This is a genomic window from Microbispora sp. CA-135349 (assembly GCF_050947365.1).
GTDB lineage: Bacteria > Actinomycetota > Actinomycetes > Streptosporangiales > Streptosporangiaceae > Microbispora.
Genome location: NZ_CP192001.1, coordinates 428,724 through 442,445 on the forward strand (window position 1 = coordinate 428,724; position 13,722 = coordinate 442,445).

Annotated in this window: 17 protein-coding genes; 6 read left to right on the plus strand and 11 right to left on the minus strand. The window is 70.5% G+C overall.

Annotated elements, in window-relative coordinates:
• Positions 1-46 precede the first annotated feature (46 nt).
• Complete coding sequence (locus ACQPZZ_RS02175) at positions 47-550, plus strand: nucleotidyltransferase domain-containing protein (RefSeq protein WP_432928436.1); 504 nt, start codon at positions 47-49, stop codon at positions 548-550.
• 18 nt (positions 551-568) lie between these two features.
• Here the strand turns inward: ACQPZZ_RS02175 and ACQPZZ_RS02180 are convergent, their stop codons facing one another.
• Positions 569-1,264 (minus strand): helix-turn-helix domain-containing protein, encoded by a 696-nt coding sequence (locus ACQPZZ_RS02180; protein ID WP_432928438.1) that lies wholly within the window; start codon positions 1,262-1,264, stop codon positions 569-571.
• A 158-nt stretch (positions 1,265-1,422) separates the two neighbouring features.
• The gene (locus tag ACQPZZ_RS02185) at positions 1,423-1,875 is read right to left on the minus strand and encodes an Lrp/AsnC family transcriptional regulator (protein ID WP_363635204.1); all 453 of its coding nucleotides are present in this window, start codon (positions 1,873-1,875) and stop codon (positions 1,423-1,425) included.
• Positions 1,876-1,985: 110 nt separating this feature from the next.
• On the opposite strand from ACQPZZ_RS02185, the gene ACQPZZ_RS02190 reads away from it, so the two are divergent.
• Positions 1,986-2,471 carry a DUF2000 domain-containing protein gene (locus tag ACQPZZ_RS02190; protein WP_363635202.1) on the plus strand — a complete coding sequence of 162 codons (486 nt, stop codon included), beginning with the start codon at positions 1,986-1,988 and terminating at the stop codon, positions 2,469-2,471.
• A 26-nt stretch (positions 2,472-2,497) separates the two neighbouring features.
• On the opposite strand, the gene ACQPZZ_RS02195 is transcribed toward ACQPZZ_RS02190, so the two are convergent.
• The 4 genes from ACQPZZ_RS02195 to ACQPZZ_RS02210 form a co-directional block, all read right to left on the minus strand.
• The gene (locus ACQPZZ_RS02195) at positions 2,498-2,893 is read right to left on the minus strand and encodes an ACT domain-containing protein (protein WP_432928440.1); all 396 of its coding nucleotides are present in this window, start codon (positions 2,891-2,893) and stop codon (positions 2,498-2,500) included.
• An 83-nt stretch (positions 2,894-2,976) separates the two neighbouring features.
• Positions 2,977-3,627 (minus strand): DUF6461 domain-containing protein, encoded by a 651-nt coding sequence (locus ACQPZZ_RS02200; RefSeq protein ID WP_432928441.1) that lies wholly within the window; start codon positions 3,625-3,627, stop codon positions 2,977-2,979.
• A gap of 229 nt (positions 3,628-3,856) precedes the next feature.
• Positions 3,857-4,339, minus strand: a complete 483-nt coding sequence (locus ACQPZZ_RS02205) for a DUF1992 domain-containing protein (RefSeq protein ID WP_363635196.1) — start codon at positions 4,337-4,339, stop codon at positions 3,857-3,859.
• Positions 4,340-4,406: 67 nt separating this feature from the next.
• Positions 4,407-5,285 (minus strand): NAD(P)-dependent oxidoreductase, encoded by an 879-nt coding sequence (locus tag ACQPZZ_RS02210; protein WP_432928443.1) that lies wholly within the window; start codon positions 5,283-5,285, stop codon positions 4,407-4,409.
• A 97-nt stretch (positions 5,286-5,382) separates the two neighbouring features.
• Between ACQPZZ_RS02210 and ACQPZZ_RS02215 the strand changes: the two genes are divergently transcribed.
• Entirely contained in the window at positions 5,383-5,724 is a 342-nt protein-coding gene (locus ACQPZZ_RS02215; protein ID WP_432928445.1) for a winged helix-turn-helix transcriptional regulator, read from the plus strand.
• Between the two features lie 126 nt (positions 5,725-5,850).
• Here ACQPZZ_RS02215 and ACQPZZ_RS02220 read toward each other — a convergent pair whose 3' ends face one another.
• The 3 genes from ACQPZZ_RS02220 to ACQPZZ_RS02230 form a co-directional block, all read right to left on the minus strand.
• Positions 5,851-6,297: a hypothetical protein gene (locus ACQPZZ_RS02220; RefSeq protein WP_432928447.1), complete on the minus strand. Its 447-nt coding sequence runs from the start codon at positions 6,295-6,297 to the stop codon at positions 5,851-5,853.
• Positions 6,298-6,350: 53 nt separating this feature from the next.
• Entirely contained in the window at positions 6,351-7,190 is an 840-nt protein-coding gene (locus tag ACQPZZ_RS02225) for a CDP-alcohol phosphatidyltransferase family protein (RefSeq protein ID WP_432928449.1), read from the minus strand.
• A gap of 452 nt (positions 7,191-7,642) precedes the next feature.
• Positions 7,643-8,128, minus strand: coding sequence for an SRPBCC domain-containing protein (locus ACQPZZ_RS02230; RefSeq protein ID WP_432928451.1), 486 nt, complete (start codon positions 8,126-8,128; stop codon positions 7,643-7,645).
• Between the two features lie 245 nt (positions 8,129-8,373).
• On the opposite strand from ACQPZZ_RS02230, the gene ACQPZZ_RS02235 reads away from it, so the two are divergent.
• Together ACQPZZ_RS02235 and ACQPZZ_RS02240 are read left to right on the plus strand one after the other, a co-directional pair.
• Positions 8,374-9,414: a trypsin-like serine peptidase gene (locus ACQPZZ_RS02235; RefSeq protein WP_432928453.1), complete on the plus strand. Its 1,041-nt coding sequence runs from the start codon at positions 8,374-8,376 to the stop codon at positions 9,412-9,414.
• Between the two features lie 56 nt (positions 9,415-9,470).
• Complete coding sequence (locus ACQPZZ_RS02240) at positions 9,471-9,959, plus strand: DUF5946 family protein (RefSeq protein ID WP_432928455.1); 489 nt, start codon at positions 9,471-9,473, stop codon at positions 9,957-9,959.
• A 96-nt stretch (positions 9,960-10,055) separates the two neighbouring features.
• On the opposite strand, the gene ACQPZZ_RS02245 is transcribed toward ACQPZZ_RS02240, so the two are convergent.
• On the minus strand, positions 10,056-11,144 hold the full coding sequence (locus ACQPZZ_RS02245) for a L,D-transpeptidase (protein ID WP_432928457.1): 1,089 nt from the start codon (positions 11,142-11,144) through the stop codon (positions 10,056-10,058).
• 213 nt (positions 11,145-11,357) lie between these two features.
• On the opposite strand from ACQPZZ_RS02245, the gene ACQPZZ_RS02250 reads away from it, so the two are divergent.
• A complete protein-coding gene (locus ACQPZZ_RS02250) occupies positions 11,358-11,966 on the plus strand; it encodes a cupin domain-containing protein (RefSeq protein ID WP_432934260.1) in 609 nt (202 codons plus the stop codon).
• 45 nt (positions 11,967-12,011) lie between these two features.
• Here the strand turns inward: ACQPZZ_RS02250 and ACQPZZ_RS02255 are convergent, their stop codons facing one another.
• Positions 12,012-13,634, minus strand: a complete 1,623-nt coding sequence (locus ACQPZZ_RS02255; protein ID WP_432928459.1) for an FAD-dependent monooxygenase — start codon at positions 13,632-13,634, stop codon at positions 12,012-12,014.
• Positions 13,635-13,722 lie beyond the last annotated feature (88 nt).

Consider the following 13,722-nt stretch of genomic DNA (forward strand, 5'->3'; position numbering starts at 1 on the left):
CGCGCGGTAGCGTGGCTCGAAGATCGAGTCGAGGGGAGCGGGACCGGTGCTGCCGATAGGCGAGATGCTGCGGGTGCTGAACGCGCTGGAGACCGCCGGGTGCGAGGTCTGGGTCGCCGGAGGCTGGGGGATCGACGTCCTGGTCGGGCGCGTCACCCGGGAGCATCATGACCTCGACCTGCTCCACCGGGCCGAACAGGAGCGGCTGGTGATCGGCGAGCTGGAGTCGTCCGGGTATGCCGAGCGGCCCGGCGCGGTGCCCGGGCGGCCGGCCAGGTTCGTCATGGTCGACGGCCATGGGCACGAGCTCGATCTCCACCCGCTGCACGTCGCCGAGGACGGCTCGGCCGTGCAGCATCTGGACGCCCGCGGCGCGGTGCTCCACTACCCGGCCGCGGCCTTCGTCACGGGCACGATCGAGGGCGTGCGGGTGCGCTGCCTGTCCGTCGGTCAGCAGGTCGCCTTCCACCAGGGCTACGATCCACGCGACCGTGACCTGCACGACATGGCGAACCTGCGCGCGGCGTACGGCGTCACCACGCACTGGTGAATGTGCCGGGGCGAGCGGTCAGGACCCGTACAGGAGTGACAGCGGCTCCGGCGGATTCCGCCTGCTCAACTGGGTGGCGGTCCGCCCGATGAAACGGGTCAGCGACCGCGCCAGATGCGGCTGGTCGAAGTATCCGAGCCGGTGGACCACCTCGACGGCAGGCACGCCCTCCTGGATCAGGACCGCGGCCTGCCTGGCCCGGTTGATCTGCCGCACGGTGCCGCGGGTGAGTCCGGTCGCCGCCACGAAGCGCCGCTGGACGGTGCGTTCGGACAGGTCCTCCACGTCGGGTGTCGCGGTGACGACCGGGTCGCTGGCCACGATCTCCTCGCGCACCAGCCGACGTACGAACTCCTCGGCGTTGTCGTAGTCCGGGAGGCGCCAGGTGGAGCCCTTCAGATGGAACGACGTGCGCGTCGCGTCGGGAATCTCCGCGCCACCGTGGACGAGCCGGTTGATCGGAATGTGCGGCATCGACGTGCCGAGCGAGAACACGATCCCGAAGAACGTGGCGTGCTCGGGAACCTCGGCCCGGCTGGCCCTCGGCTCCGGACCCTGAAGGGACACGTTGACCCGGCCGAGATGCTCCCAGAAGACCAGGTCCCAGTTCGCCGTCGCGACCGACGTCATCCCGCCGACGTCGTCGCTGGTGCTCCGCCACACCCGCTCGATGTACGGCGAGTCGGACGGCCGGCTCTCGACCTCCAACCCCATCCGCGTCCCCCCCTCGCTACCGAAGATCCTTTCGAGGATCACAATCTACGAGGCGGACCGTGGCGGGACCAGTCGTTTACGACGAGGGCCCAGACGGAGAAATTCCGGCATTGCGGGCCGGACGGCCCGGTGGCAGAGACAGGCCGGCAGGCGCGGGCTCATGCGGGGCTGATCCGGGTGTTGCGGATGTGCTCGTAGACGATCGACGTGCGGACGTCGGCGACTTCGGGCCGTTCGGTGAGCTTGTCGATGACGAACGCGTACAGGCTGGCGTTGTCCGGCACCGCGACGTGCACGATGAAATCCTCCGTGCCGGCCGTCACGTAGACGCCCAGCGTGTCGGGGAGCGCGCTGACCCAGTTGCGGAAGCCCTCGATGTTGCGCCGCGAGGGGGGACGTACGCGGATGGCGATGAGGGCCTGGACCGGGCGCCCGATCGCCGCCAGGTCGACGTCGAGGATCGCTCCCCGGATGACGCCGCGTTGACGGAGTGCCCGCGTACGGTCGAGAGCCGTGGTCGGCGAGACCCCGGCCGCCGCGGCGACATCACGGTTGGTCTTCCGTGCATCCGACTGCAGTTCCGCCAGGATCGCCTTATCAAGTTCGTCCATGCCTGCCCGCGTGCTCTCTGTTCCAAATTAAGTACGGAGTTATTGCAGCTCAATTGTACGAGTGCCTAGCATCGACGGGGTAGTTCCGGACGCATGGACAGGAGAACGCGATGGCGGCGGACGAAGGCATGACCGCGGGGATCGGGTTCGCCCCGGAGGAGATCGACCCGGCCCTCCCGACCCGGGCGGCCCGCCTCAAGTGGGTGATCGTGGTCGACGGCGATCTTCCCGCCGGCCGCGCCGCGAACGCCGCCGTCTGCGTGGCCGCGGCGACCTCGGCGGCGGTGACGGGGCTTCTCGGCGACGACGCGGTGGACGCCGACGGCGGCGCGCACCCGGGTCTGCCCTGGGCGGGCTGCTCGGTGCTGGCCGCGGACACCGCCACGCTGCGCGCGATCCGGGCCAAGGCCGCGTCGTCGGCCGGGTGCTACGTGGCCGGCATGCCCGCCGCCGCGCAGCGCACGCGGGTCTACGCCGACTACCTCGCCGCGATGAAGGAGACCACGGCCGACGACGTCGAGTATTACGCGGTCAGCGTGGTCGGGCCGCGCAACCGGGTGGACAAAATCGTGGGAAGGCTGCCCCTGCTGCCGTGACCCGTCGTTCCGGGACGCCGGGGCGATCAGGAGCCGGGTGAGCGCAGGTGGCGGGTGTCCACCCGATGTCCCGCCTCCTCCAGGACGGCGACCGCGTCCGTGATCCTCGGCTCGGGCACGAGGACCAGGTCGCCGTGGAAGGTCGAGGCGACGAACACCGGGATGGCCGCCTCCGCCAAGGGGCCCACGACGGCCGCCAGCATGCCCGGGACGTCGAGGCCGTGTGCCGTCTCCCCGCCGTACAGGCCGATCCACCGGTCACCTGACCCGGCCGGCCAGGTCTCCCGGACCACTGTGAGGCCCTCCGGGGCGCGCACGAGCGCGATCCAGTCGTCGTCTTCGGGAAACGTCGCCTGCGGCAGGTGCTGAACGGCGAACACGGACGGCACGATGCCGAGCCGCTGGGCTGCGGGTGAGCTCATGGATCGTGTCTAGCAGAGCCCCCCGACAAGCCGCCGCGGCCCGGCCTTGCGGCAGGATCGTGCGGCGAGCCTCCGCGACTTCCCTAAACCTGGCACCACTCGGTCATGGAGGCGACCAGCAGCGGCCCGTCGAAGCAATCCGGGGTCAGGGTCACCCCGGTGATCGTGGCGGCGAGCGCGAACGCCCTCGGGAGCGCGTCGTCCCACCGCGCGTTCCACACCGCCTTGCCGGTCGCGGCGGTCAACGGCAGCCGGACCCTGCGCATCGGCTCCTTCAGCCGGTCGGGGTCGCTGCCCCAGCGGTTGGTCGACGCGTGCGGCGTGAACGCGGTGACGATCTCGCCGTCCACCGCGTACAGGAAGCCGTGCTCGGCGTAGTCGTGCCGTCCGACGGCCACCGCCTCGCATCCCTGCGCGAGGCGTGCGAGGTTCTCGCCCAGCGCGGTGTGCCAGCCGCACGGCTCGAGCGCCACGCTCCACTCGCCGATCCTGGTGATGCCGACGTGTCCGCCGCCGTCGCCGCCGTCGGTCTCTTCGAGGAACCGCGTGACCTCGTCCTCGAGTTCGGCGAAGCTCATCGAGCGTGACGGTGCTCCGGCGGACTCGAAACGGGCCGCGACATCGGCGGGCTCAAGACCGTGGAAGAACGACACGCTGAAGACGTCGCCCAGCGGGTTGTGCGCGGTTCCGGCCGGGGCCGCCAGCCACCGGAAGGGGGCGAGAGGATCAGGCACCTGGGCTCCCATGGTCGTTTCGCGACATCGTGGCAGCCGCCGCCGACAAAATCCGGAGCCGAGGCCGTTCGTCGCGTTTCCGTCCGACGGCAGCGGGACGCCGCCGACATCAGAAGGATCGCGACACGCTCCTGCAATCGGCTTGGATCTTGCTTGATGCACCGCGTCGTCACGGCGTGGGCGATCGGAGGGTCCTCGCCCGACGACCGTCAGTCCCGGACGACGGGGGTCAGCGGCGCCCGAACCACCGGAGGAAGGTGCGCTTCGGGCGCGTGGCGGGAGCGGGCGCGGCAGCGGGCTTCCTCTCGGCCACCGGATGCAGGGCCCGCCATTCGGCGGCCACCTCGTCCACGTCGATGAGCGGCTGCACGACGGGCGGGCCGGACAGGGGCGTGCGGTGGCTGTCGCGAATTCTGACGTTCATCTCCTCGACGATCCTGCGCGCCTCGGCCTCGGTCCGCGCGCCCAGCGCCTCCGCCCTCGCCTCCTCGGCGTCCTTGCGCAGCGCCAGTGTCCCCGGCAGCGGGAACGACAGGTTCTCCGCGCGCATCTTCTGCTTGATCCACCACATCTCGTCGTACGGCTTGCCCTGGCCGGGGATGGGCTTGCCCGCGCCCGGCAGGTCGTCGAACTCGCCGCGCTCGGTGGCCTCGCGGATCTGCCGGTCGATCCACGACTCGAAGCTCATACCGAGGGGTTTGCGTTCGGTCACGGCTCACCTCGCACGACGTCGTCGGCATCCTTCTGTGAGGATAACTTTCCGGCGTGGGCGGCCCGGGTCAGGGGACCCGCAGCAGATCGACCACCCCCGTGGTGCCCTCGTCGGCGTGGCCGTCGGCGAGCCGCCGCTCCATGAGGGTCGTGAAGGGCGTGAGCAGTTCGGGGCTGACCTTCTGCTCCTCGGCCGTGCGCAGCAGGGTCGCGTTGCCCCGGACCATCATCGCGAGGTTGGACGTGACGTTCTTCGTGTAGTCGCCGCTGTCCAGATGGTCGGCGACGCCGTACGCGTACGGGGCCATCGCCCTCAGCCAGTCCACGACGAGGCCGGCGAAGCCCTTCGGGGGGATCTCCTCGCGGACGAGCGCGAAGGCGTGCGCCACTCCCGCGAACATGCCCGTCATCGCGCTCAGCAGCGCCACGTCGTGGAGGGCGGCGAGCCCGGGGTCCTCGCCGGTGTAGACGGTGGCGGCGGGTGTGGCCAGCGTGCCCGCGTGGGCCTCGAACACCGCGCGGGAGCCGCTGTAGAAGACGTACGCCCCGGAGCCCGGCGCCCCGATCATGGGCGGGACCGCCATGACGCCGCCGTCGAGGAACCGGGCGCCGCGCTGCTCGGCCCACCGGGCGCGGGCGCGGGCCTCCTCCGGGGTGCCGGTGGTGAGGTCGACCAGGTCCTTGCCGGACAGGTCGACGCCGGCGAGGGCGTCGTCCACCGAGGCGTGGTCCAGCAGACAGACGATCACCAGGTCGCTCGCGGACACCGCCTCGGCGGCGGTCGCGGCGACGCGCGCGCCCTCGCGGGCGAGGGCCTCGGCCCGGCCGGCGGTGCGGTTCCAGACGGTCAGCGGGTGCCCGGCGGCGAGCCAGGCGCGGGCGAGCGCGCCGCCCATCGCGCCCAGCCCGAGAAGGGACAGCGGGGACTTCTCCGTGTTGTGGGTCATGCCGATTAGGCTGGTCACGAGCTTCGAGCCGATCAAGTACGCACTTTGAAGTGGGTGCTTACTTCGGGGTGAGCGAGCAGCCAGGAGGGGGTGGGGCATGCGGACCGCACGGCGCCCGGGAGCGGCCGGATGTGGGCTCGACGCGGCGATGGAGGTGATCGGCGGCAAGTGGAAGAGCTCGATCCTCTGGGCGCTCAACGAACGCGCATGCCGTTTCGGCGAGCTGCGCAGGATGCTTCCGGGCGTGACCGAGAAGGTGCTCGCCTCGCACCTGCGTGAGATGGAGGCCGACGGCATCGTGCACCGCGAGGTGTACGACGAGGTGCCTCCCCACGTCGAATACTCGCTGACCCCGCTCGGCGTCACGCTGAACGATGCGCTGGCGCCGCTCGGCGTGTGGGGGCGCGACCACCTCCTCGGCGGACGCGACGGTCACTGACCGGCGGGGACGGACCTCGGCCGAGTCGGTCACTGCGCCGGAAGGAAACCTCCCGTCCTCGCGAAGCCCGCTCCGCTCCTTGGCTCCCGGTGAACGTTCGCGGACTGCCGGACGGGCATCCGGGCCTCAGGGGGTGGTCTCGTGGCCGGGCTGACCAGGCGTGCGCCGCTGCTGTTTGAGTTCGGCCTCGTAGAGGTGACGGATCCCCCCGGCCAGCTCGTTGCGAGCCTGGCGTTCCAGCTCTTGGAAGGTCGCGTAGTAACCGTCGTCGTACTCCTCGACGATCTGGAAGGTCCAGCGGCCCTGGATGACGTTGCGGCCGATCAGCTCGCGTTCGATCCGGTCGGCCCACTTGTCGTGCCCGGCCTGCCGCAGCAGCCGTACGGCGTTGTCCAGTTCGAAGTCCGCGGTGCCGGTGAGCTGGTGGAAGGCGTACAGGTGGCCTCTGACCCGGTGGATGGTCTCCAGCGCCTTGCTGAGCCTGCCCAGCGCGTCGACGGTGACGTCGTCCAGCCCTTCGGGGCGGCGGTGGCCGGGATCGGGCAGGCCGGCGAGTTCCTCGCGTTCGGTCATGTCCCACCGCTACCCCACGCGGCGGCGCCTCTATCGGCGCGAACACAAGACGCTCAACCGGCGGGAGCGCCCGAGACGGACGGCTCGGCGGACGTGCGGATCGCGGCCAGCGCCCGGCTGAGATCCCGTGACGACAGCACCAGCTTGTACATGATGGCGGCCTCGAAGAGGAGCAGCAGTGCGGCCGCGCCGATCGTGACCGGGACGACCGCGCCGACCAGCGGGCCGACGATGAACACCGCCATCTGGAATTCGATGCCGCTGACCAGGTGCGTGCGGATCCGGTGCTCGCGCAGCCACTCACGCAGACCGGGGTACCAGGAGAAACGGTCGCGGAACTCCCTCTGCAGGTCCACGGCGTCCGTCAGGCGGATTCGGACGTCGTCGGGGTCGTTGTCGAGGTCATCGCGCAGCAAAGACGCCGGCAGCGCGACGGGGCCGCCGCCCGCCGGCTCCTCGTAGGCGTGCCGCAGCGCGCGGCGCATCTGACGGCGGACCTTCGCGATCTGCAGGGCGTCGACGTAGCGCAGCATGTCGAGAAACACCACGCCGATGCCGAGGACAGGATAGATGTCCTGCCCGGTCGCGCGGTACTGCCCCCACATCAGGGCGGCGGTGCAGGCCAGCACGCGGATCCGGTCGAAGACGTAGTCGAGCCAGCCGCCGAGGACCGTGCCCGACCCCTTGAGCCGAGCGATCTTCCCGTCCATGCAGTCGAGGACGAAGCTCACGTGGTAGAGGGCGGCCCCGGCGACGAGCCACGGCCACTCGGCCCGCAGGAAGCACCAGGCCGAGCCCAGGCCGAGCACGAAGGCGCCCCAGGTGATCTGGTTCGGGGTGATGGACGTGCGGTTGGCCGTCGTCACCACCAGCCGGCCCGCCAGAGGGTCCACCAGGAAAACGGTCCACCAGGCGTCGCGTGCCTTATATGTCCGAGAACGTACGTCATGGAGTGTGAACGTCATTTGGGGACTTCCTGAATTGTGGAGGGATTTCGGGGGAAACGTCAGAAGTCGTCGTCCAGATCTTCCGTTTCGTCCGCGTCGTCATCCTGGTCAAGGGCATGCGCGTCGTCGCCCAGATGCGGGTCGTCATCGGGGTCGAGCAGTGCCGCCATTTGCTGAAGAAGTATCTTAAGCATGTGTTTGCCCTTTGACCGGCGTTTCTTTCGCTACTGCTCATCAAAGCATCGCCCGGCATCGCCCGTCGACTTTTTCCACAGGCACTCTGGGGCGATGGAATTATCCGAAAAGCCAAATTCCGACTTTTTCGGTGTATGTGCGTTCAGTTCGCGAGACGGTCCGGGCGTACCGGCTCCACGGGCCGATGCCGGGGTGGGACGGGCTCAGGCGGCGGCGCGGGCGAGATCCGCGAGCCATCGCTCGTGGTTGGCCCGGAGCATGGGCTCCCGGTAGAAGAGCGGCAGCAGCGGACCGGCGAGCGACTCCTCCACGGTGATCCTCGTGCGCCCGCCCTCCAGCGGTTCCAGGACGTGCCGGTCCACGGCCCGGTAACGGCCGAGGAAGGTGCCCGTCCAGGTGAGTTCCCGCCGGGGCTCGACCACGGCGAACCGCGACCGCAGGGGCACGCCGTTCAGGCGCCACCGGAAGGACGCGCCGGGCCGTACGTCGCCGAGTTCGAGGATCCGGATGCGGGAGGCCCATGACGGCCATGCCCGCAGGTCGGCCATGACCGCCCAGACCCGCTCCACGGGCACGTCCACGACCAATTGCGACGACGAGGTCAGCTGGGCGTCGGGGTCGACGCGTCCCCGTGCGGCGTACTCGTCATGCAGGACGGCCAGGGACGGACCCGAATAAAGCAGTGACATGCGCTCCTCCATGAGACTATCGATCATCAACGAGAGCAATGCTCTGAAGACTCGCGGGACATGTCAAGAGCAGTGCTCTCGTGCTAGGTCGTGGTCGTCGAGATGGACACTTCTTGTTTCGAACATGTGATCCAAGAATTGGCGCGATTCAGGTTACGATCATGCCGTCGCCGGCCATGGTGGCCGGTGGGCTCTCCGCGCTGACAGGGCGCGAAGACGCCCCACGACCGGACGGGAGATCGACCGTGAGACGTGCATTGATCGCGCTGGGCATCGGCCTGGGCGTATTGGGTTCCACAGCCGTCAGCGGACCGGCGCAGGCCGCGGGTGTGCTGGTGGTCCCGCTGGCTCGCACGGTGACGGCCGCTCAGGAGGTGGCGCGGTTCTGGCTCGCCGACGGAGCCGCCAACCTGAAGAACGCCACGCCGTACGCCGTGCGGACCGCGGCCGGCGGGGAGCGCCTGTCCACGGACGTCGTTCCGGAGGGTCCCCCGGCGCTCGTCCCGCCGCTGCAGGGGCCGGCCGTGCCGGAGGGGAGCATGCCCACGACCTCGGGCAAGGTGTTCTTCATCGGCAGCGACCTCCAGCCGCACTGGTGCACCGGCACGGCCATGCAGTCGCAATACCGGAACATCGTCGCGACGGCGGGACACTGCCTGCTGGACATCGAGGCGCCGGCCGGTGCGCTCGCCAAGTGGGTTTTCGTCCCCGGCTACTCGGAGGGCGCGACCCCATTTGGCCTGTACGTCGGGAAGCAGGCCGAAAGCCACTACGACTTCGACGACATCCGGGACTTCGACCGCGACTACGCCTTCGTCAACGTTTACAACGGTGTCGTCTTCTCCGCTCCGGACGTGCTGACCGATGTCGGGAAGCTGGCCGACAACGTCGGCGGCCAGGGGCTCGCGATCAACCAGCCGCTCGCGCCGGCGGCCGACATCCTCGGTTATCCCGCCGGTCCCGATCCGGACGGCAGCCGCCCCTACACGGGCGTGACCCTCGAACGGTCGACGGGATCGACGTTCGCGATGAAGGTCACGGGCCTGCGCATGGACCGCCCCGTCGGCGTGGACTCCCCGTTCACCGGCGAAGGCTCCCTCGGGTCGTCGTGGCTGATCCAATACGCGGACGATAGCGGTAGCGGCTATCTCAACGGCATCACGATCAGTGTGGCCGACACCGACGGCGACGGCCGGTACGACAGCGGCGTCTCGCCGTACTTCGACAGCGAGTTGTACGCGGTCTACCGGAATGCGACAAAGCAATGGACCGGGAGCATCGCGTAGAGCCCTGCACGAAATGCCGTCGACACGGCTGTCGCCGGCCGCCTACGGTGCGGGCCATGACGGACAGCTCCACCACGGGCCGGTGCGACTGCGGGGCCATCGCCGGTCCGCTGGGCGAGTGCGCGGACTACTTCTACGCGATCCTGGCCGAGGAGCAGGCCGACCCTCAGATGTACCGGTGGCACGCGGCCGTGGTCTGCGCGTACCTCCTGCAGCACCCGGCCCGGGCTCATGAGAAGTACCTCGACGTGCAGTTCCGCCTGCTGCAGCTCTACCTCGACAAGGGCCTCGACGCGCTGCTCCGCGTGCAGGCGCATCAGGTGGCGCGGAACAAGCACGGGGTGCGGTCGGGCTACGACATGGCGCCGCTCGCGGAGTACGCGCCGCTCCCGGGACCCGGATCCCCCGGGCCCTTCCGCGCGGGCTTCTCCGGGTTGCCGTGCGGCGACGGCGGTTTCGTGTCCGACGGGCATCAGGCGTACGGCCGGCGCATACAGACCATCGCCGAAGCGACCGTGGAGTCCTGGAGGTCTCTCACGGCCTGATGCCCGATCTGGCGCAAGAGGCGCAGGAAAGCACGCGGCGCTCCCACCCCGGGGCCGTACGGCCCGGGGGTGGGAGCGCCGTGAAGAGCGGACGGTCTATCCCTGCAGGGCGTCCTCGTCGGCGGACGGGGAGGCCGAGGGCGAGGGCGTCGCCGAGGCGGCACCGGCGGGCAGCGCGCTGCCGCGCTTCCACTGGTTCCAGCTCAGCTGCCAGTAGCTCCAGCCGTTGCGCCAGTCGAGCTTGCGCTTGGTGCCGGTGACCGTGATGACGTCACCGCGCTGGCTGATGCCGTAGAACCACTTGGCCCCGGCGGGCGTGGCGCGCACGCACCCGTGGCTCTGGTTCGACTTGCCCAGGAACTGGTAGTCGCCCGCGCTCTGGTGGACGTACTCGCCGCTGTCGGAGATCCGGACCGCCCAGGGGATCTCCAGCTTGTAGTAGAGCGGGTCCTTGGGGTCGGTGACACCGAGCCAGGACGAGGTCATCGTCTCGACCCGCTTCTTGCCCATCGCGAGGTGCACGCCGGTGGTCGTGAGGTAGACGTCGACGCCGTTCCGCGGCAGGCCGCCGCGGCCCGCGCTGATCGGGATGGTCTTGGCCAGCTTCCCGTCGCGGCGCACCTTCATCACGTGCCTCTTGGTGTCGACCACCGAGATGTTGGCGGTGCCGACGGCGAAGCGGCGCGAGACGTCCTTGGCGGCCTCGTTGCCGGGGATCTGGCTCAGGTGTGCGGAGAAAAGGACCTTCTGATGCGGTTTCCAGTAGGTCTTGGTGCGGTAGACGACCTTGCGGTCGGAGACCCATCGCCAGGCGCCCTCGACGGGCTTGTCCGCCTGGACCTGCAGCACCGCTTCCGCGGCCGCCCGGTCGCGGACCGTCCGGTCGAAGGTGACGATGATCGGGAAACCGACGCCGACGCGCTCGACCTTCTCGCCCATGGGCGTGATGTCGGCGATGCCGAGCTTCGGCCTTCCCGCCTTGCGTGCCGTCTTGGACGCCGCGCGCGGGGCGAGTGCCGCCGTCTTGGCGCCAGGGGCCTGAGTGGCCGGAGCCTGAGTGGCCGTACCGGCCGCACCAGTGACTGATGCGGCGGGGGTGGGTGTGCCTCCCGCCGAGCAGGCCGTAGCGACGGCGATGGCGGCGACGGTGAGTGTGACGTGGGCCGCCCGCCGGAGGGTATTCACGGTCTACTCCTCATAGGGGGTGTATCGCAGTGATTTGCACTGACTTGGAACGTGTGAAACCACCGTTTTGTGCGGCCGATTCCGTAACGATCAAGTAACACTGGTCGGGGCGGTGCCGTCGCCGCAGGCGCTCCCGTCGAGGCGCCCGTGGCCGGCCACCCGGCCCGCGGGCCCGCCGCGCCGCCCTGCCGTACGATCGGCCGCGTGCTGCTGATGACGCTGGCCGCCCACCCCGGCGGCCCCGGGCTGTCCGCCCGCGACGAGGAGGAGGCGTTGCGGCTCGCCACCGCGGCCTTCCCGGGTACGGACGCCGTCGTGGCGGTGGACGAGGACGACCCGGGCGCGCCGCTCCGCTTCCTGCGCCGGGACGTCACCGGGGCGTTCGTGGCGGTCCAGGCGCGTCCCCCGATCGCCGAAGCGCTCGGCCTGCTGCCGCACCCCGAGGGCGGGTGGTATCGCGAGACGTGGCGGGCGCCGGTCTCCGTCGAGCCGCCCGGTTACGACGGCAGGCGGGCGACGGCGACGGGCATCTACTTCCTGCTGCAGCCGGGCGAGGAATCGGTGTGGCACGCCGTACGGTCCGACGAGGTGTGGCTGTGGCATCGGGGCGGCCCGCTGACGCTGGTGCTCGGCGGCGCGGGCGAGCGTCCCGGCCGGGAGGACGTGATCGTCCTGGGCCCGGATGTGGAGCACGGGCAGGTCCCTCAGGCGGTGGTGCCGGCGGGCACCTGGCAGGCGGCCCGTCCGGCCGGGACGGAGGGTGTGCTGGTGAGCTGCGTCGTGTCCCCCGGCTTCGACTTCGCCGACTTCACCGCCCTCTGAGCCGCTCGCCGGCTCCGCGGCGGCTTCGTACGGACGGCGGGGCGCTCACCCGAGGACCGTGCGGAGCGCGTTCTCCAGCTCCCGGGAGTCCGCGTGGCCGGACGAACGCCAGGCGATGATTCCGTCGGGCCGTACGAGCACGGCGCCGGCGGCGGTGATCCCGTACGCGGCGGGGAACCGGCCCTCCGGGTCGCCGAGACCCGCCGCGCTCCCCACGACACGCGTCTCCGCCGCGCTCCCCACGACATGCGTCTCCAGCGGGACGCCGACCGCGCCCGCGGCATCGGCCGCCGCCTTCTCCCAGGAGTCGCCCTCCGCGCCCGCGAGGAGCGTGAACGCGGTGCCGAACAGGTCGCGGGTCGAGACCGGTGTGCCGCCGCGGCTCAGTCGCACGTGCGGCGCCCGGGCCCCCGGGCGTCCCGACGGCGAGGCCGGGTCCTCGAAGAGCGCGTCCCTGTCGCCCGGTTCCGCGACGAACGCGCCCGAGGGGCAGAGGTATCCGAACAGTCCCACCGCGGGATCCATGATCTCGGCCACGCTGTCGTCGTGCAGGTGAGGAGCGTGGCGCTGGACCATGTTCGCGTACTGCTGCTCGGCCAGGACGTCGGCGTACGGCCGGCGTTCCGCGTCATAGGAGGCGACCAGGCCGGGGCCCGCCACGCCCGACAGCGTGTACGCGATCCTCCAGGCGAGGTGGTATCCGTCCATCACGGCGGAGTTGCCGCCCTGGCCGCCGCTCGGCGGCATGAGGTGCGCGGCGTCCCCCGCGAGGACGACCCGTCCGGACTGGAAGGTGTCGGCCACCCGGGTGACGTACCTGTCGGAGGACGACCAGGCGGTGTCCACGATCCGTAGGTCGAGATCGGGCACCCCGCAGGCGATGCGGATCATGTCGGCGAGCCGGTCCGGGCCGGGCTCCTCGCCCGCGGCGAAGACGGAGTTGAAGATGTAGCGGCCGGGGTGGTCTGTCGTCACCACGGTCGCCGACCCGCCGGGCAGTGCGGGATTCTGCACGTAGAACAGGGCGAACGCGGCGTCCTTGCGCGACGCGTCGAGGTCGGCCTCGAACTGGAGGAAGACCGATCGGCTGGTCCGGGACGAGGTCCGCCCGTGCACGGTGATCCCGGCGGCGTCCCTGATCGTGCCCTTGTGGCCGTCCGCGGCGACGAGGTAGCGGGAGGTCACGGTCCGCCGCCGCCCGGTCGCGGTGTCCAGGAGCGACGCGACGACCTCGTCGCCGTCCTGCCGGAAGGACTCCAGGGCGGTGGAGAACCTGATCTCGGCCCCGAGCTCGGCGGCCCTGCCGGCGAGGATGCGCTCGGCGCGCTCCTGGCTGGTCGCGGCCATCGGTATCGGGGACAAGCGAGAGAAGTCCGGCGCGGCCTCGACGAAATCGTGCAGCACGGTGCCGGTGACGCTCTCGGCGATGACGATGACGCCCAGGTTCTTCCCGGGCGGCGCCGCCGCGGCGAACCGCTCGGCCACCCCGGCCGTGGCGAGAGCCTCCATGGTGGCGGGCATCTGCCCCCGGGCCTTGGGCTGGACGGACAGGCCCGCGTGACGTTCCACCACGAGGGCGGGAACCCCGTGGAGGCCGAGGAACATCGCGGTGGACAGCCCGGCCAGGCCGGCTCCGGCGACGAGGACGGGTACGGATTCCGCTGCCATGATGTACTCCCTGGGGCGACGGGAAAGTCGTTCGATGGGTAGGAAATCTCGATTCATCGAGATATCTTTTTCTTTATGAGCCCGGTGG

Excerpts from the sequence above, each read along its gene's own strand:
- ACQPZZ_RS02250 (WP_432934260.1), top strand. The coding sequence starts at position 11,358 with ATGACGCTGGCCGCCCACCCCGGCGGCCCCGGGCTGTCCGCCCGCGAC.
- ACQPZZ_RS02210 (WP_432928443.1), bottom strand. The coding sequence starts at position 5,285 with ATGACCCACAACACGGAGAAGTCCCCGCTGTCCCTTCTCGGGCTGGGC.
- ACQPZZ_RS02230 (WP_432928451.1), bottom strand. The coding sequence starts at position 8,128 with ATGTCACTGCTTTATTCGGGTCCGTCCCTGGCCGTCCTGCATGACGAG.
- ACQPZZ_RS02180 (WP_432928438.1), bottom strand. The coding sequence starts at position 1,264 with ATGGGGTTGGAGGTCGAGAGCCGGCCGTCCGACTCGCCGTACATCGAG.
- ACQPZZ_RS02190 (WP_363635202.1), top strand. The coding sequence starts at position 1,986 with ATGGCGGCGGACGAAGGCATGACCGCGGGGATCGGGTTCGCCCCGGAG.
- ACQPZZ_RS02195 (WP_432928440.1), bottom strand. The coding sequence starts at position 2,893 with ATGAGCTCACCCGCAGCCCAGCGGCTCGGCATCGTGCCGTCCGTGTTC.
- ACQPZZ_RS02255 (WP_432928459.1), bottom strand. The coding sequence starts at position 13,634 with ATGGCAGCGGAATCCGTACCCGTCCTCGTCGCCGGAGCCGGCCTGGCC.
- ACQPZZ_RS02220 (WP_432928447.1), bottom strand. The coding sequence starts at position 6,297 with ATGACCGAACGCGAGGAACTCGCCGGCCTGCCCGATCCCGGCCACCGC.
- ACQPZZ_RS02215 (WP_432928445.1), top strand. The coding sequence starts at position 5,383 with ATGCGGACCGCACGGCGCCCGGGAGCGGCCGGATGTGGGCTCGACGCG.
- ACQPZZ_RS02240 (WP_432928455.1), top strand. The coding sequence starts at position 9,471 with ATGACGGACAGCTCCACCACGGGCCGGTGCGACTGCGGGGCCATCGCC.
- ACQPZZ_RS02185 (WP_363635204.1), bottom strand. The coding sequence starts at position 1,875 with ATGGACGAACTTGATAAGGCGATCCTGGCGGAACTGCAGTCGGATGCA.